Here is a 19,136-nt window from a genome sequence, read left to right as displayed (position 1 = left end):
CCTCATAACTAAAAGGCTGTATCATTATTTGATACAGCCTTTTTTAATTGTTTCAGATCAGATCAATTAAAAGGTTTTGCATATAATTATATATAAGCTCTTTTTTTAGAGCGATATAAATTATCAATTAAACTCGGGTTCTTTATAAATTTTGTGTATTTCCTCTTTCGTTAACAAAGTGCAATAAAAAAGGCAAGCTTGAGTTTCAAGATTGCCTTTATAGTTATATTACTATGTGTTTTTTAATTCTTAATTAATTTGGCTAGTTTCTCAGTCAATCTCTTTCTACTGAAATACTGCAATCCCATAGCGAATACTTTTAATTGATTCTGTTGATACTGCTCAAAGTATTCTAATAGAATATCTCTCACCCTATCTTTCTCAGAATACAACACCACTTTCCCTGTATTCGTTTCCTTTATGATATCGAAGAAATCAGAATCCTCAGGCCCTATTCCTAATATTGGACGTTCTGATGCCATATATTCAAATAACTTACCAGGAATAATCGCCTTAGTGTCCTCTGAATCTATTTCAACTAACAGCAGTACTTGTGAAGCACGCATCTGTCTCAATGCTTCAACATTATCTACATAACCATGATTAACAACGCAGTCCTCTAGTTTAAACTCTTTAATGGTATCTAGAATCTGATTACTTACCTTCCCAACTAATTTTAGCTGAAACGCTTCTTTAAATGCCTTATTCTCTTTTCTTAACTCTGAGATAGCTTTCCATAAAACCCTAGGATTTCTATCAGATAAAAACGAACCAATATGTGCTAAAGTAAATTTCTCATCTAGAGGTACTTTTCCAAGATTCGTAATATCATAACCATTCGTAATCACAGTTATAGGCTTATCCGTTTTAGCTTGGAACTCTTCTTTAGTTGTTTTACTAGTGACAATAATCTGATCTGCTTTATTTAAAACCTCTTTCTCCAACTCCAAATGCTTAGTTGCACTAGACTGATTTAGCTTTAACTCTTTATGATAACCAATAGTTGTCCACGGATCTCTAAAGTCAGCTATCCATTGGATGTTTAACTGCTCTTTAAGAGCCATTCCTATCAAATGCATACTATGAGGAGGACCTGTTGTAATAACAGTCTCTATATCCTTATTTTCCTTTAAGTACTTAGATAAATAAGCTACTGAAGGTTTCACCCAACTTACTCTAGCATCAGGAATAAAGAAATTCCCTCTAACCCAAAGCAACAACTTATCTGTAAACGATTGTTTCTTTTTATCTGGAATAATACCTGCACTTAAAGTATCTGTATTCTTACCACTTACTAATTTAGCCTTGCTATAAGGCTCACTAATAGGCTGCCTAAGAATCGTTATTTCAGGGCTTACCTCCTGATCATTACTAAAATCTAGCAATGGATAACTCGGATTCTCTGGTATATACACTATAGGCTCTATATCAAAGCTAGGCAAGTATTTGACAAACTTTAACCAACGTTGTACCCCTGGTCCTCCTGCTGGAGGCCAATAATAACTTATGATTAAAACTTTTTTCTTTGGCATACTCATACTACATTTTGTTTTTTTGTGAAATCGTTTTTCTGTGAAACCGTGAAGGTGTAAAGTCGTTTAGTCTACTTTATCAGTTGTCGCGGATTTATAATCCGTGACACAAAACGTTAGCGCTCGCTACACAAAGTCTCTCGACTTTGAGTTCCCTTAATAATCGCGGATATACAATTCGTGATAATCTAGTTTTTGATTGATTTTTCCTCTCTCCTTTTCACTAATAGATATGCTCCTCCTACTGTAATTAAGAAAATAAGAATACTCGATCCTAGAGCTATTCTACCACCTGTTTTGATTACTTGTGGTTCAAAAGTAAACTCAATAGTGTGTTTCCCCTTTGATAACTCTATTCCTCTTAATACATAATCAACCGCAAAAATGGGTACTTCTACATTATCTACTTTAGCAATCCAACCTTGTGGATAATAAATCTCAGAGAATACTGCTACACCATCAGCGCTGTTATTTGACTCATAAACTATCTTATTAGGAGCGTAACTTTTTAACTCAATACGAGCTAAAGAATCCACAGCATACGTATCTTTTAGTTGAACATCTTTGAATATCGTTGTATTCAATACAGCCTGTTCTTTTGTTTTCAACTTATCCAATGCTTTCATTTCACCATTTGCATCTTGCACCTTTTGAACACTAGATACAAACCACGCATTTCCATTCGCATTATCATTTAATAGTGGAACATCACGTCCCTCTTCATCTTTCTGAATAATATACTTCACATTCATCATATTCAACACTTCCATATTAGAATGTTGATTCAATTGATAATCTGCTAGCTCTTGCATTCTACGAGGTTTCGCTGCATGATATCCACCTAAAGAATGGTGAAAGAATGAACTTCTCGCACTATTAAAGCCTCCATTTAACTCATATACTCTAAAATGCTCTGTATCATTTAATATCACTTTATCAGCAGGTGTTGCTTGGAAAGGTTGAGACATTTGAGATGCTAGTACAAAGTTTGAGTCATTAACATATTTACGATCTACTAACACTAAGTCACCTACCATCAGTACACCAATAATAATTACTGCAATAACTGGTTTTATCTTTTCTTTAGTTGACAAGAACAAAGCTCCTGCAGCTAAAGCAATTAGTATAAAACTTCTGATAAGATCAGCGGTATACATTGCTTTTCTATCTTCTATTAAAGCACTGATAAATCCTGGTCCTATCTCACCATAAGCTCCTCTGTAATAACCGTCATTCAAGCCTGTAAAACTTAAAGATCCTTTTACTAAAAACAGCAATACTAAGATAGATCCAGCTACAATACCTGATTTCTTTAGAACAGATAATTGCTCTTGTTTTTCCAACTTACTATAAGCATATAATCCAATAATAGCTAAGGCAGGTACACATAATTCAAGTATTACTTGAATAGAAGACACTGCTCTAAACTTATTATACAATGGGAAATAATTAATAAAGAAATCTGTTAGAATAGAGAAGTTCTTCCCCCATGATAACAATAAAGAAAAGACTGCTCCTATTATGAATACATACTTGATATTTCTCTTCTCAGCAAAGATACCGATCAAGAACAAAAAGAATACAACAGCACCAATGTAAGCAGGCGCAGCGACAATAGGTTGATCTCCCCAATAGGTAGGTGAACTACTTGCCATTTCTTTTGCTTGTTGATCACTAGCTCCAACTGACTTAAACAATTTATATACATTAGAATCCGTATCTAAATGCTCATTATTCGCTCCTCCAGTCAGACGAGGTGCTATCAAGTTTAAACTTTCAAAAACACCATAGCTATACTCTGTGATATAATCATAGCTCATCGCATTAGAAGATTCTTTTACAGAACCATCAGGTTGGTACGTTAGTTCACTATTACTACGAGTACTAAACTTAGTATATTCTGAAGTAGCCATCAGGTTAGTAGCATTCGCTCCTATACTTAGAATAGCGACTCCTACTAATACAGCTATTGATGTACCTATCGCTTTATAATCTTTTTCTCTTATATATTTGACCATATAAAACACTCCTACTACGATAAGCAATAATAGCAAGTAGTAGGTCATCTGGAAGTGGTTTGCACTAATTTCTAAAGCTGCTGCAAATAAAGTTAGTAATCCCCCTTTTATATAATGCTTTCTAAACACTAAAAGAACTCCTGCTAATACCATTGGCATATAAGCGATAGCATGAGCTTTAGCATTATGCCCTACTCCTAAAATAATAATCAGATAAGTAGAGAAACCAAAGGCTAGCGCTCCTATGAATGATCTCAAAGGCTTCATTCCTAAAGAAGCCAATAGAATATAGAATCCAATAAAATAGATAAATAAATAATCAGCAGGTCTAGGCAGAAAACGAATTAAACTATCTAAATCTTTTACATAGTTGTGTGGAAACTTAGCTCCTAATTGATAGGTAGGCATCCCTCCAAAAGCGCTGTTTGTCCAATAAGGCTCTTCTTTAACTTGTTCTCTAAAGTCAATTTGCTCTTTTGCCATTCCAGTATACTGTACAATATCGGATTGGTAAATTACCTTATTAGATAAAACAGGAGAGAAATAAAGTAGTGCTACTACTATAAAACCTAAAACCACTAATAGATGTGGATAAATTCTTTTAAACGTATTCGTTGTTTCTGATGACATTTATACTACTATTTAAGTATGCTAAAATAAGTAAATTTCAGATGGCTTTAAAGAGAAGCCTACAGATTTATTATATATACAAAAAAGCCCTCAAGAAGCATTGCTCTTGAGGGCCTTAGATTGTATTCTTTAATTACTTCGAATCAACTTCTTCGAAATCCACATACTCTCCAACAACTTTTGTTGAACGTGGTACCTTATTATGCTGAGTTGCAGTATCAGTATACGTTTCTGTTTCTTGATTGTTGTTATATGGATTGTACTGTTGTTGTCTTTGTTGAAAATTCTGTTCTGCTTTTTTTGCAGCCTTGTATATTAATACAGGAAACAAATAACGCATTGCTATTTTGAATGCATAGTATATCAGAACAATAATAATAAGTGTTTTAATAAATCCCATAATTTCCTTCTTTTTACCAAAAATAGTAATTATAAGCGCATAATAGCAATGATGGTTCTTAAATTATTGATAAATATATTTAAGTATACCCTCACATTCTATCTTATCATTCTTTATACCTCTAGTTAGTTCTAAACCAATTAACCTCTTAATCCATTCATCACCAATTACTAGAAAGAAAGACTACTTATTATTACCTTCTTGCCATTTAGCATATCCTCCATCTAGCTCATACACTGTTTTAAAACCTTGTTCTAAAAGAATATTTCTAGCTTTCTCACTTCTCTTTCCTGATTTACAGAAAATATAAACAGGTTCATCTTTTGACAATTCTTTTGTCTTATCAATAAAACTATCTTCTAATACATTGATGTTCTTTGCATATTCTATTGTCCCCTCGCTGAACTCCTTATCTGTTCTAACATCAACTAACTGAACTTCTGTGTTCTCAATAGCTTTTTTAAAGTTTTCATTGTTTAATAAATGTGCTGCTTTTTCTTGACTATAACCACTAACCGTTACTAGTATAGTGACAATAAACGAAAGCCAAAAAGCGTTATATTTCTTCATAATATAGAATAGTTTATAGTTTAACAAAAATGACAAATATCATAGTATGCGATTTAACATTACTATACATTTGTTACAAATATAAAATAAATATGTCAGTTTCTCTTATACAAAAGTATAATGTACCTGGTCCTAGATACACTAGCTATCCCACTGTTCCTTACTGGGATGAGACCTCTTTTTCTGCAGATAAATGGATTGATTCTTTAAAGAGATCATTCGTTGAATCTAATCAAAAAGAAGGTATTAGTATCTATATCCATTTACCATTTTGCGAAAGCTTATGTACGTTTTGTGGCTGCCACAAGAGAATTACAAAAAGACATGAAGTAGAAAGTCCATATATAGATGCTCTTCTTAAGGAATGGGATTTGTATTGTGCTTTATTTGATGAGAAACCCATTATCAAAGAAATCCATTTAGGTGGAGGGACTCCTACTTTCTTTTCGCCAAAACACTTAACTAAACTAATAGAAGGCATTAAGGCTAAAGCTATTATCGCTGATGAATATGAGTTCAGCTTTGAAGGACACCCTAATAATACAACTAAAGAACACTTATCTACCCTATACAAACTAGGCTTTAGAAGAGTGAGCTTCGGTGTACAAGATTACAACCCTGAAGTACAAAAAGCAATCCATAGAGAACAGAGTTTTCACAATGTAGCTAAAGTAACTTTATGGGCAAAAGAACTGGGGTACACTTCTATTTCTCATGATATCATATATGGACTACCTTTCCAAAAGTTAGAACATGTAATCGATACTATCGAAAAGACGAAATCTCTTTCCCCAGATCGTTTAGCGTTTTATAGCTATGCTCATGTGCCATGGATAAAAGGAAATGGTCAACGTGGCTTTAATGATGAAGATGTGCCAAAAGATGCTGAAAAACGTCAATTATACGAAAAAGGAAAAGAGCTTCTTCTTAAGAATGATTATATAGAAATAGGTATGGATCACTTTTCTTTAAAGACAGATTCACTATACAGATCTATGAATACTGGTCATATCCACAGAAATTTTATGGGATATACTTCTTCAAAGACACAAGTGATGATAGGCTTAGGTGTTTCTTCTATCAGTGATAGTTGGTATGCTTTTGCTCAAAACGAAAAAGATATTGATACGTACTACAACCTTTTAGATCAAAATATTATTCCTGTAACCAAAGGACATATTTTAAACGAAGAAGATTTGATTATTAGAAAACATATCTTAAATTTAATGTGTGCTTTATCAACTGATTTATCAATTGATATTGACAAAGTTGATTTCAAACCTGTGTTAGAAGAATTAAAAGAATTAGAAAAAGACCAGCTTCTTGAAATCAAAGAATATAAAATTAAGATTACTAAAAAAGGTCGCGCGTTTGTAAGAAACATTTGTATGGCTCTTGATTTAAGGCTACAAAAAAACAAACCACAGAGACAATTGTTCTCGATGACTATCTAATAAAAAATAAGTATAATGAATAAGAATGTTGAGAAGATAATTACTTTCCTTGTGTTACTAGGATTAGTTTCTGGAATATATAATCTAGATATGGATAACCTATGGTCTATCCAACACAATTGGTTATCTTATATTGGTTTTATTATTTTTATAGCTTACCTAATTTACTCTGTAAAAAAAAGCAGCTAAAATACAGGATCAAAAAAGCCTGTAATCTATACTTGAATTGTCATTTGTTTATTGTTTACTCTCAGGTAAACGATAGTATAAAAAAAGTCCTTAATCTCACGATTAAGGACTTTTTATTATATAGCTATTGATTACTCAACTTTATTATTCATAATCACTTCTATCACCTCTGGATTAATAAGTGTTGATACATCACCGAACTCTTTCGTTTCTCCATTAGAAATAGAGCGAAGTATTCTTCTCATAATTTTACCAGATCTAGTCTTAGGAAGACTATCCACAAACTGAATCTTATCCAACTTAGCGATTGGCCCAATATGACTTGATATATACTGGTTAATCTCGCGTTTAAGATTTTCTCTATCACGAGTCTCTCCTTCTACTTTTAATGTAATAAATCCATATAAAGCATTTCCTTTGATATCGTGTTTATATCCTACTACAGCACTTTCTGCTACAGCTGGATGCTCGTTAATAGCATCTTCTATAGGTGCTGTTCCTAGATTATGTCCAGAAACAATAACAACATCATCTGCACGTCCTGTAATTCTATAGTATCCTACTTCATCTCTTAAAGCTCCATCTCCTGTAAAGTATTTACCTGGAAACTGACCAAAGTAAGTCTCTTTATAACGTTCATGATCTCCCCAAATAGTACGAGCCATAGAAGGCCAAGGGAATTTAATACACAATGAACCGTCTACCTGATTATCCTCTATCTCATTTCTCTTCTCATCCATTAATACTGCTTGTATACCCGGTAATGGTAAAGTCGCATAAGTAGGCTTAGTAGGTGTAATAAAAGGCAGTGGAGAAACTAAGATACTTCCTGTCTCTGTCTGCCACCAAGTATCCACTATAGGACATCTTTTCTTTCCTACATGGTCATTATACCAGTGCCAAGCTTCCTCATTAATAGGCTCTCCTACTGAACCAATAACTCTTAAGCTAGATAAGTCATGTGAATTTACATAACTATAATCTTCTGTCATCAACGAACGAATAGCTGTAGGAGCTGTATAGAATTGGGTTACTTTATACTTATCAATGATATCCCAGAATCTACTAGGTGTTGGATAAGATGGCACTCCTTCAAACATCACTGTAGTCGCACCATTTAACAATGGCCCGTAAATAATATAAGAATGTCCTGTAATCCAACCACAGTCAGCAGTACACCAGAAGATATCCTCTTCTTTATAGTCAAAAATATTTTTAAAAGAATAAGCCGTTTGCACCATATACCCTGCTGTAGTATGCACCATTCCTTTTGGAGCACCTGTAGAACCAGAAGTATAAAGAATAAATAAAGGATCTTCTGCATCCATTACTTGAGCCACATGATTATTAGATGCTTCTTCTAATAGAGGAGCTAACCACATATCTCTTCCCTCTTTAAAAGCGACTTCAGCACCTGTTCTCTTCACAACAAGTACTTTCTCCACTCCAGGGCAAGATTCTAATGCTTCATCAATAATTGGTTTTAAAGGAATAGTCTTATTCCCTCTAAAGCTACCATCAGAAGTAATAACAAATTTACATTCAGAATCATTGATACGCTTTGTCACAGCAGATGAAGAAAAACCAGCGAATATAACACTGTGTATCGCTCCTAATCTAGCACATGCCAACATACTAACCGCTAATTCAGGAATCATAGGAAGATAGATACATACTCGATCTCCTTTTTTAACCCCTTGTTCTTTCAGAACATTAGCCATCTTACACACTCTATTATATAAGTCATTATAAGTAATAGTTTCTGCTTGTTCTTCAGGATTATTAGGCTCAAATATAATTGCCGCTTTCTCTCCACGTTTTGCAAGATGACGATCAATACAGTTCTTTACGATATTCAATTTAGCATTTACAAACCACTGAAATTTAGATTCCTCCATATCAAACTCGAATACCTTATCCCACACCTGATACCAAACGAAGTTTTCTTCTGCTATCTTTCCCCAGAACTTACGAGGTTCTCTAACGGATTTTTTATAGTGTTTAAAGTATTGTTCTAGATTCTCTATTTTATAATAACTCATATTTAGTTGTGATTTTTTTACGTTACATTTTTTTTAGCTCTTAAATATATGATTTTACTAATAAATAGCAAAAAGTCATACGATATTTTTATAATATAAAAACACCGTATGACTTCCGTTATTTAAAATAATCTTTATAGCTGAGCTACTTCTTTCTTTGCTTGATCAAACTCAGCAATGATATTTTTAACAATATCACCTACTGGTTCTATTTTATGAATTAGTCCAGATATTTGTCCCACCTCTAGTTCTCCTTCTACCAAATCTCCTTCAAACATTCCTTTTTTAGCACGAGCTCTACCCAAATATTCTTTTAATTCTTCTACTGAAGGATTCTTAACATACAAGGCTTGAAGCCCTGCATAAAACTCATTCTTAATTAAGCGCACAGGAGCAAGTTCTTTCAACGTAAGAACAGTATCTCCTTCTTGTACATCTAACAGAAGATTCTTAAAATTATCATGTGCAGAACTCTCCTCTGAGGCTATAAATCGAGTTCCCATTTGCACTCCATCTGCTCCTAGTACCATCGCTGCTAACATTCCTCTACCTGTAGCGATACCTCCTGCAGCGATTAATGGTATAGAAATCTTCTCACGAACCATAGGAATTAAAGTAAGTGTAGTAGTCTCTTCTCGGCCATTATGCCCTCCAGCTTCAAAACCTTCTGCAACTACAGCATCAACACCAGCCTCCTGTGCTTTTAAAGCAAATTTAGAAGAGCTTACCACATGCACTACAGTAATACCGTGTTCTTTTAAAAAAGAAGTCCATGTCTTAGGGTTTCCTGCAGAAGTAAAGACTATTTTTACTCCTTCTTCTACAATAATGTTCATGATTTCCTCAATATTCGGATATAACATTGGAACATTAACCCCAAACGGTTTATCAGTTGCTTTCTTACACTTTTGAATATGTTCTCTTAGTACTTCAGGATACATTGACCCAGCTCCTATAAGCCCTAAACCACCAGCATTACTAACGGCACTAGCTAACTTATAACCACTGTTCCAAATCATCCCTCCTTGCACTATAGGGTACTGGATTTTAAAAAGATCTACTAACTTATTTTTCATTGTATTTTGGTTGTTTATAGTTTCGAAATAACACCCGAACCAATTAGTTCGTCTTCGATATGCCAAGATACAAATTGTCCTTCAGTGATAGCAGATTGCGGTTCTTCAAAACGAACATACATACCTTCTTTCATCTTGTGTAAAGTAGCTTTTTGCAAAGGTTGGCGATATCTTATACGTGCTAATATAGACATTGTTTCTCCTTCTTGCAATGCTAAATCTTCTCTAATCCAATGAATTTCTGATTCTTTTACAAATAATGCTTTGTGGAATAATCCTGGGTGATTACTTCCTTGTCCTGTGTAAATGATATTTTCCTTTACATCTGTACCTATAATAAACAGTGGCTCAGCAGTACCTCCTACATTCAACCCTTTGCGTTGACCAATAGTAAAGAAGTGCGCTCCGAAATGCTCACCTACCTTTTTACCCATTTCTGGTTTGTACACAATTGATTTCGCTTCACTGTACAAAGCATCCTCTAATGTAGAGAATGTCTCTTCTTCTTTCGTATAGATAGACGAATCTTTTGGTATTTCATAGATAAACCCATCTTTTCTTTTTAACTGTTGTTGCAAGAATTCAGGCAATCTTACCTTACCAATGAAACACAATCCTTGAGAGTCTTTTTTATCAGCTGTGATTAAGTTCATCTTAGCGGCTATCTCACGCACTTGTGGCTTAAGCAACTCTCCCACAGGAAATAACGCCTTTGCTAATTGCTCTTGAGATAACTGGCATAAAAAGTAAGACTGATCTTTATTAGGATCTACACCAGCCAATAGTTTATATACCGTCTCTTGTGTACCGTCTTCTTTTGTGATTACTTCTTCATCTTTACGACAATAATGACCTGTAGCTACATAATCTGCACCTAAAGTCATTGCAATTTTCATAAATACGTCAAACTTGATCTCACGATTACACAATACGTCTGGATTAGGGGTACGACCATTCTCATACTCCTTAAACATATAATCTACAATCTTCTCTTTATATTGTTCGCTTAAGTCTACTGTTTGGAATGGTATTCCAAGTTTCTCAGCGACCATTAAAGCATCGTTGCTATCTTCTAGCCATGGACATTCATTAGAAATTGTCACAGAATCATCGTGCCAGTTTTTCATGAAGAGTCCAATAACTTCATACCCTTGTTCTTTCAGTAAATAAGCTGCAACACTTGAGTCTACACCTCCCGAAAGACCTACTACTACTCTTTTCTTCATAATAAAAAATATTGCGGCAAATTTACGAGAAATGCCGCAATACAAAAAGTTTTTGAATTTATCTTATCTTTTAATTATGATTCTCTCATAGAGAAAAACTATTAAACTTACTTTATTTGTCTACCCAGTAACTCGGACTGTGCTTTTGCCTTATTAATACCTTCCACTAATTTTTGTAATACTTCTTCTTCGTTGAAGTACTTAATCGCTTGTTCAGTAGTACCTCCCTTAGACGAAACTTTTGCTATCCAATCTTGTGTAGAAAGAGAATTGGCTTCATACAGCCCTAGAGCACCTGATATAGTTTGCTTCACTAACAATTCTGCTTGTGACGGTTCAAAACCATAAGATATCGCCGCTTGTATCATAGCTTCCATAAAATAAAACACATAAGCAGGTCCACTACCTGATACAGCAGTAGCTGCATCTATTTTATTCTCTTCAGACACATATACAGACTTACCTGTAGTATTAATTAAGTTCTGAATAATGAACAACTCTTTTCGATCTAGTTCTTCTGAAGCAGTAAAAACAGTCATACCTCTACCAATCTGAGTTGGTAAGTTAGGCATAGAACGCACTACCTTATCTACTCCTAGATCTTGCTGTAACCTACTAATAGAAATACCAGCCATCACAGAAACTATTATTTGTTCTTTATTTACATATCTCTTTAAATCAGCAACTAATATAGCGAAGTCTTGGGGTTTCACTGCCACGATAACAATGTCACAAGTTCCGATATCACCATCCATTTGATAACGATAAGACAATCCATGAATATTACGATTATCTTCTAGAGTTTTCTGCGAACGTGTATATATCAATACATCACTAGGGTTAATAAACCTAGAGTTAATAAACCCATTGGCAAACGTACTCCCCATATTCCCCATTCCTATAATTGCTATTCTCATAAAAAAAAACACCTCTGAATTTGATCAGAGGTGTTAAATATAAAAGAATTATTTATTTTTCTTCTTTCTTTCTTCTTGTAATTTTTGTTGCTCTTGCGCTTGTTGCATCATTTCTTGCATTTTACGTTGGAACTTACCTTTTGGACGCTCTTTCGTTTTATTGTCTTCAATGATTGCTTTAATTTTTTCTTCTTTTACAATGTGGTTTTTAATAACATACATAATACCAATTGTAATTAAGTTAGAAATAAAGTAGTACAAACTCAATCCTGACGCGTAGTTATTAAAGAAGAACAACATCATTAATGGAGAGATATAAATCATCACCTTCATGATCTTACTCATATCTGGCATCCCTTCTTGAGCTGGCGCAGCCATTTGTTGATCTCCTGTAGTCATCTTCATATATACAAAGATTGCAACAGAAGCTAAGATTGGGAATAAACTCACGTGGTTACCATAGAATGGAATACGGAATGGTAATTCTAAAATCTGGTCATAAGACGATAAGTCATCTGCCCATAAGAATGATTTTTGTCTCAAATCAAATGCTGACGGGAAGAATTGGAACAATGAATAGAAGATAGGAATTTGTAACAACGCTGGAATACATCCTGCCATTGGGTTAACTCCTGCTTTAGAGTACAAGTTCATTGTCTCTTGTTGCTTTTTCATTGGATCGTTTTTATATTTCTCATTCAACTCGTTCACTTCTGGACGAATTGCTTTCATTTTTGCTTGAGAAACATAAGACTTATAAGTCAATGGAGAAATTAATAATCTCACAAGTACAGTTAATGCAATAATAGCAATACCATAAGGTAAGAAAGAACTCAATACTCCAAATACTGGAATAAATAAGAAACGGTTTAACCATCCAAAGATTCCCCATCCTAGAGGAACAATCTTATCTAATCCTTGATCATAAGATTTTAATAATTTATAATCTGCTGGTCCGAAGAACCACTTCATATCATAGTTTAACTCTCCACCAGTGTAAGCCAAAGGCATTCTAGCATTGAATTGTTTTGTAAACACTGTATCAACTGCCTCATCATGAACCAAGTTAGCTGATTTTAAACTAGCTGTATCAAAAGCTTTATCTGTAATTAAAACAGAAGCAAAGAAATGTTGTTTAAATGCAACAAAACTTACATTTTTAGCTTCAGTACTGTCATCTTTACTAGTATTACTTAGACTGTTATCTTTTCCTCCTTCATACTCATAGTATACACGAGTATATTGGTTCTCATAAGTAATACTCTTCTCATTACTATATGTTTTTAAGCTCCAGTCTAATGCTGGTGTCTCTGCTGTATTAATAACTCTACTTAATCCTTGTGTACGAATAGTAAAGTCTAACATATAGTCATCTGGCTTCAATACATATCTATACTCTAAAAACTCAGTAGCTGATACTTTTAAACGCATAGATAACACTTGATTCTCTCCTTCTTTTGTCAATTCAGGTTCAAAGAACAAGTCTCTTGTATTAAACTTTTTGTTATCCTTTGTATATAACTCTAAATTAAACTCAGCGTTATTATCTTTAATTAACTCTACTAATTCTTTAGAGTTTTTATTAAAACGAGCATTGTTATTGATTACAACATTTGATAAACTACCTCCTTTATTTTCAACAACTAAAGTCAGTAATTCATTCTTAAGTTCTGTTTTACCTCCTTGAGCAGATGGTAATGTTGCACTATAAGCAAATGGGCCTAAAGCAGCTTGTAAAGCAGTATTCTGAACAGAATCTGTTTCTACATGATTACTTATAGCACTTGAAATTTTCTCAGATTCAGCTTCTTTAACTATCTCTTTTTTAGCTACCTCATTATCTTGAGCGATAGCTTCTTTCTCTTTGTTGATATTATTCAACATCATCCAAATTAGCAATCCGGCTATAATAACAAAGCCGACAATACTGTTACGATCTAATTTTTTTCCTTCCATTACTTAATTTGTAGTTTATCAAATTTTTCGCTGTAATAATACTCGCTTATTACCTTTAGAACTTATTTTGTTCTATTATCAATTGCTGCCTTAACCAAGCTTACAAAAAGTGGGTGTGGTTTTGCCACTGTACTTTTGTATTCTGGGTGGAACTGTACCGCTACGAAGAATGGATGAGTATCTAACTCTACCACTTCCACTAGTCCTGTATCAGGATTCCATCCAGAAGCTATTAAACCAGCTTTTTCGAAATCTTCTAAATATTGATTATTAAATTCATATCTATGACGGTGACGCTCATTGATTAGACTTTCTCCGTAAATTTCAAAAGCTTTAGATCCTTCTTTTAATTTACAATCCCATCCACCTAGACGCATTGTACCTCCTTTATCTGTAATATTCTTTTGATCTTCCATAAAAGTAATTACAGGATATTGAGTACTCTCATTCACCTCAGTAGTATTAGCAGAAGCATATCCTAATACGTTTCTTGCGTATTCGATTACAGCCATCTGCATACCTAAACAAATACCTAAGAATGGTATATTGTTCTCTCTTACATATTTTACAGTTTCTATTTTTCCTTCTATACCACGAGAACCAAAACCAGGAGCTACTAACACAGCATCTAAGTTCTTTAATTTCTCTGCTACATTATTAGCATTGATATTATCAGATTGAATAGAAATAATATTCACCTTAATTTGATTCTCAGCACCACCATGTACTAAAGCCTCTAAAATAGATTTATAAGAGTCTTGTAACTCTACATATTTACCTACTAGACCTACATTTACTACATGTAATGGATTTTTAAGTTTATGGATAAACTCATTCCATTTCACTAAATCAGGCGTAGTTCTCTCTGGTAAATCTAATTTCTTAAGAGCTACTCTATCTAACCCTTCTTGTAACATTAAGTTAGGTACTTCATAGATAGTATCCGCATCAATAGACTGAACTACTGCTTCTGGCTTAACATTACAGAACTGTGCTAACTTCTGACGTATTTCTGTACTTAAGTTATGCTCTGTACGACACACTAAAATATCTGCTTTAATTCCGCTCTCCATTAAAGTTTTCACAGAGTGTTGAGTTGGCTTAGTTTTAAGCTCTCCTGCTGCTGCTAAATAAGGTACTAAAGTCAAGTGAACAACAATAGCATTATTATCCCCTAACTCCCATAATAACTGACGAACAGACTCAATATAAGGCAAAGATTCAATATCCCCTACTGTACCACCTATCTCAGTAATCACGATATCATAGTCACCTGATTTTCCTAAAAGTTGCATACGCTCCTTAATCTCATTCGTGATATGAGGTACTACTTGAACTGTTTTTCCTAAAAACTCTCCTCTTCTCTCCTTTTCTATTACAGAAAGATAAACGCGTCCTGTTGTAACATTATTCGCTTGAGAAGTAGGTACATTTAAGAATCTTTCATAGTGTCCTAAATCTAAATCTGTTTCTGCACCATCATTTGTAACGAAACACTCTCCGTGCTCATAAGGGTTAAGTGTCCCTGGATCCACATTAATATAGGGATCAAATTTTTGGATAGTTGTAGAATATCCACGCGCTTGTAATAGCTTAGCCAAAGAAGCTGCTATAATTCCTTTTCCTAATGAGGATGTAACTCCACCCGTTACGAAAATATACTTAGTTTGTTTCATTTAGTGTGTGTATTAGTTGTGTAGTTAACAATAAAACTTGGCAAAAATACAACATTCCGAGCTATTCTTCTAATTTTAGATTAGCTAAAAAAGCTTCTAAGACTAACTTATCCTTTTTTAACCTTTTATAAAACATACTAGAAAATATTATTTTGAACATTGTAAAAAAACACTCTATTGTATCACATTAGTATATACTTTTGTATATTAATCCATTATAATAATGGTCCATAAAAATATTTTACAAAACATAAGAAGTATTAAAAAATGTGTCTTAGTACTTTAAACCAAATCGCATTACAAGAATTTTAACATTTATAGAGATATAAATCACGTTTTCAAGAGCTAGAATTAATACATTACACCTGTTTTTACCATAAAACAAATCTATTCAATCCAATAAAAGTAATTAAATGACCATAGAGCAAATCATTGATCTTATCTATCCTTTATCTAAAGCTGCTAAAGGCAAGCTTATTTCTGTCTTTACAGAAATCACGTTCCCTAAGAACTACTTATTGTCTGAGTACGAAAAACACGAGAACTATTTCTACTTTATTAAAAGTGGTTTAGTACGTGCCTATGCTATTCAAGAGGACAGAGAACTTACTTTTTGGTTTGGTAAAGACGGAGATCCTGCTCTATCTATGTACAACTATATACTCAATAGACCTAGTTATGAGACAATAGACCTTATAGAAGACAGCACATTTTATTTTACTAAGATAAGTCAATTAGAACAACTGTACTTAACAGATATTGAAATCGCTAATTGGGGAAGAAAATTTGCTGAAATAGAACTTCTAAAAACAGAAGAACGTGCTATCAGTAGACAAATCAAATCTGCAAAAGAAAGATATATTGACCTTCTAGAGAAAGATCCATACCTTCTAAATAGAGTTCCTCTTAAGTATATTGCTTCATTTTTAGGCGTAACTCAGGTAAGTTTGAGTAGAATTCGCAGTGAATTCCTCAAAAAATAGCCTTATTTTATCAATCTAATAATATTCGAAGCAATGCCTTTTTCAAAGAATAATATTTGCTCACCTCACTTTTGATATAAATTATATTCTGATTATTACATTTTATTTAGCTTAAAATAATATTCAACAAACAACATTTCGCTTATTTTATTATCTTTAATTCAAATTAATAAGCAATTTCATTAGAATTTACCTAATGTGTTTTATACTTTTGTAACAAATAGTAACAATGGAAAATCAGAATAAAAATCAAGAAGTAGTCCGTGGTTTAAAGGCTAGACACCTTTCCATGATTGCAATTGGAGGATGTATTGGAACAGGTTTATTTATGGCAAGTGGAGAAGCCATACATCAGGCAGGTCCAGGTGGTGCTTTATTAGCATACGCCATGATCGGTCTTATGGTGTATTTCTTAATGACCTCATTAGGAGAAATGGCAACCTACCTACCTGTATCAGGTTCATTCAGTACGTATGCCGCTAGATTTGTTGATCCATCATTAGGTTTTGCATTGGGTTGGAACTATTGGTTTAACTGGGTTATTACTGTAGCCGTAGATGTCTCTATCGCAGCAGTAGTTATTTCGTATTGGCAACCATTAGGATTCTTACCTACTTGGGGTTGGAGTCTACTCTTCTTCTTCGTTATCTTTGGTTTAAATATGTTATCCGTTAAAGCTTATGGAGAATCAGAATATTGGTTTGCTATTATTAAGGTAGTGACTGTTGTTTTATTCCTTGGAATTGGATTATTAACTATTTTCGGAATACTAGGAGGAGAATACATCGGATTCAAAAACTTCACATTAGGAGACGCCCCTATTTTAGGAGGAGGATTCTCAGGCAAATTCTTAAGTGTATTAGGCGTATTCCTAATTGCAGGTTTCTCATTTCAAGGAACAGAATTAATCGGTATTACTGCAGGTGAATCAGAGAATCCTGAAAAGAATATACCTAAAGCAATCAAACAAGTATTCTGGAGAATCTTAGTATTCTATATATTAGCCATATTCGTAATTGGATTAATCATCCCTTATACTAGTCCTTCTCTATTAGGAGCAGATATTTCTGAGATTGCAAAATCACCTTTCACATTAGTATTCGAAAAAGCACATCTAGCCTTTGCAGCAGCTGTGATGAATGCTGTTATTCTTACTTCTATTCTATCAGCAGGTAATTCTGGCCTTTATGCCTCTACTCGTATGCTATATGCGATGGGGAAAGATGGAATGGCACACAAGGCCTTTGGTGGAACGAACAAACACGGTGTACCGATGATCGCCCTAATTGCTACTGGAGTTGTAGTACTATTAATATTCGCAGTACAATCTACACATCCTAATGCTGTAGACTTTATTCTAGCTGCATCAGGACTGACAGGTTTTATAGCTTGGTTAGGAATAGCGATTAGTCATTATAGATTTAGAAGAGCATTCCACGCTCAAAACAAAAGCCTAGACCAACTAGTCTATAAAGCAAAATGGTTCCCTTTTGGTCCATTATTTGCCTTATTCTTATGTATATTAGTAATCATAGGACAAGACTCTAAACTAATTATGGAGGGAATATTTGACTGGAGAGGAATGCTAATCACTTATATGGGGATTCCATTTTTCTTAGCCTTCTACTTATACCATAAGCTAAAATTCAAAACAAAGCTTATTCCTCTTAAAGAAGTGGATTTAGATAGATAATATATATACTGAAAACAGGAAACATAAAAGCGTGAGTTAAAAATAACTCACGCTTTTTTTGTTACTGATAATAACTCTTACTTAGCTGACGTTACTAAATAAATCAACCAACACTATGACTATTAAATTTCTAAAAATATACATTGCAGTACCTTTAGTACTTTTATGTATGACCACACCTTCTTTCTGTCAAATAGAGAAAGATATACATCAACTTAATAAAATAAACGAAGAGCTACTAACAGAACAGGTTAAAGAGATAATTTATAAAAATGTAGAAGGTAATAAGACCATTTTCTTAGGAGAAGCCGATCATAAATACGGAGCCGATTTAAAAGCTAAATTTGAAATAGTTAAATATCTAGTACAAGAGTTAGGTTATAAAGACATTGTCTTTGAATCAGATTTTTTTGCGCTATCTTTTTTTCACAATGGAAACTCTCTCTATAAAATGTGGAGGTACTCTGATCAAATATGGGATATGGCACAATTCTTTAAAGATAATAATGTTACTTTATATGGTATGGATAATAAGTTCAATGCTAAAGATTCATATACCCATTTCATCCCCTATTTACAAGAATCTATTTCTCCTTTCAATATATCACTAGAGGAGAGATTTATCAACTTATCAAAGGAAACAATTCTTAATAATGGCCTAACTAATGGTAAGAAACTAAGTCAAAACGATATAGAATACTTAAATCACTATGTCCATTCGTTACTTGATAATACTAAAATTCAATCTGATAAAAAGTGTAAATAAATTTTAGA

15 protein-coding genes are annotated in these 19,136 nt (G+C 33.6%); 5 read left to right on the top strand and 10 right to left on the bottom strand.

Annotated elements, in window-relative coordinates; genetic code table 11:
* Positions 1-242: 242 nt before the first annotated feature.
* The 4 genes from MPR_RS08000 to MPR_RS07985 all read right to left on the bottom strand — a co-directional run bounded on the left by MPR_RS08000 (position 243) and on the right by MPR_RS07985 (position 5,150).
* Positions 243-1,538: a glycosyltransferase family 4 protein gene (locus tag MPR_RS08000; RefSeq protein WP_041891248.1), complete on the bottom strand. Its 1,296-nt coding sequence runs from the start codon at positions 1,536-1,538 to the stop codon at positions 243-245.
* Between the two features lie 182 nt (positions 1,539-1,720).
* Positions 1,721-4,180, bottom strand: a complete 2,460-nt coding sequence (locus tag MPR_RS07995) for a YfhO family protein (RefSeq protein WP_041891245.1) — start codon at positions 4,178-4,180, stop codon at positions 1,721-1,723.
* Positions 4,181-4,313: 133 nt separating this feature from the next.
* Positions 4,314-4,580 carry a DUF4834 family protein gene (locus tag MPR_RS07990; RefSeq protein WP_041891242.1) on the bottom strand — a complete coding sequence of 89 codons (267 nt, stop codon included), beginning with the start codon at positions 4,578-4,580 and terminating at the stop codon, positions 4,314-4,316.
* Positions 4,581-4,763: 183 nt separating this feature from the next.
* Positions 4,764-5,150: a rhodanese-like domain-containing protein gene (locus MPR_RS07985; protein ID WP_041891234.1), complete on the bottom strand. Its 387-nt coding sequence runs from the start codon at positions 5,148-5,150 to the stop codon at positions 4,764-4,766.
* A gap of 92 nt (positions 5,151-5,242) precedes the next feature.
* On the opposite strand from MPR_RS07985, the gene hemN reads away from it, so the two are divergent.
* Complete coding sequence (hemN, locus tag MPR_RS07980; RefSeq protein WP_041891232.1) at positions 5,243-6,604, top strand: oxygen-independent coproporphyrinogen III oxidase; 1,362 nt, start codon at positions 5,243-5,245, stop codon at positions 6,602-6,604.
* 15 nt (positions 6,605-6,619) lie between these two features.
* The gene (locus MPR_RS07975) at positions 6,620-6,793 is read left to right on the top strand and encodes a hypothetical protein (RefSeq protein ID WP_235280636.1); all 174 of its coding nucleotides are present in this window, start codon (positions 6,620-6,622) and stop codon (positions 6,791-6,793) included.
* Positions 6,794-6,924: 131 nt separating this feature from the next.
* Here the strand turns inward: MPR_RS07975 and acs are convergent, their stop codons facing one another.
* The 6 genes from acs to pyrG form a co-directional block, all read right to left on the bottom strand.
* Positions 6,925-8,835, bottom strand: coding sequence for an acetate--CoA ligase (gene acs / locus MPR_RS07970; protein ID WP_006260063.1), 1,911 nt, complete (start codon positions 8,833-8,835; stop codon positions 6,925-6,927).
* Positions 8,836-8,969: 134 nt separating this feature from the next.
* A complete protein-coding gene (locus MPR_RS07965) occupies positions 8,970-9,911 on the bottom strand; it encodes an NAD(P)H-dependent flavin oxidoreductase (RefSeq protein WP_041891227.1) in 942 nt (313 codons plus the stop codon).
* A gap of 14 nt (positions 9,912-9,925) precedes the next feature.
* On the bottom strand, positions 9,926-11,137 hold the full coding sequence (gene mnmA, locus MPR_RS07960) for a tRNA 2-thiouridine(34) synthase MnmA (RefSeq protein ID WP_041891224.1): 1,212 nt from the start codon (positions 11,135-11,137) through the stop codon (positions 9,926-9,928).
* A 107-nt stretch (positions 11,138-11,244) separates the two neighbouring features.
* The gene (proC, locus tag MPR_RS07955; protein WP_041891220.1) at positions 11,245-12,054 is read right to left on the bottom strand and encodes a pyrroline-5-carboxylate reductase; all 810 of its coding nucleotides are present in this window, start codon (positions 12,052-12,054) and stop codon (positions 11,245-11,247) included.
* A 48-nt stretch (positions 12,055-12,102) separates the two neighbouring features.
* On the bottom strand, positions 12,103-14,010 hold the full coding sequence (gene yidC, locus MPR_RS07950) for a membrane protein insertase YidC (RefSeq protein ID WP_041891216.1): 1,908 nt from the start codon (positions 14,008-14,010) through the stop codon (positions 12,103-12,105).
* Between the two features lie 62 nt (positions 14,011-14,072).
* A complete protein-coding gene (gene pyrG / locus MPR_RS07945) occupies positions 14,073-15,686 on the bottom strand; it encodes a CTP synthase (RefSeq protein ID WP_041891213.1) in 1,614 nt (537 codons plus the stop codon).
* 413 nt (positions 15,687-16,099) lie between these two features.
* Here pyrG and MPR_RS07940 point away from each other — a divergent pair, with 413 nt between their 5' ends.
* The 3 genes from MPR_RS07940 (at position 16,100) to MPR_RS07930 (ending at position 19,128) form a co-directional block, all read left to right on the top strand.
* Complete coding sequence (locus tag MPR_RS07940; RefSeq protein WP_041891210.1) at positions 16,100-16,669, top strand: Crp/Fnr family transcriptional regulator; 570 nt, start codon at positions 16,100-16,102, stop codon at positions 16,667-16,669.
* Positions 16,670-16,898: 229 nt separating this feature from the next.
* Positions 16,899-18,362, top strand: a complete 1,464-nt coding sequence (locus tag MPR_RS07935) for an amino acid permease (protein ID WP_052472677.1) — start codon at positions 16,899-16,901, stop codon at positions 18,360-18,362.
* A gap of 115 nt (positions 18,363-18,477) precedes the next feature.
* Positions 18,478-19,128: a TraB/GumN family protein gene (locus tag MPR_RS07930; protein WP_041891205.1), complete on the top strand. Its 651-nt coding sequence runs from the start codon at positions 18,478-18,480 to the stop codon at positions 19,126-19,128.
* Positions 19,129-19,136 lie beyond the last annotated feature (8 nt).

This window comes from Myroides profundi, assembly GCF_000833025.1.
In the GTDB taxonomy this organism is placed as follows: Bacteria; Bacteroidota; Bacteroidia; order Flavobacteriales; family Flavobacteriaceae; genus Flavobacterium; species Flavobacterium profundi_A.
Note: the sequence above shows the minus strand (reverse complement) of the source record. Positions and strands in the feature narration are given on the sequence as shown.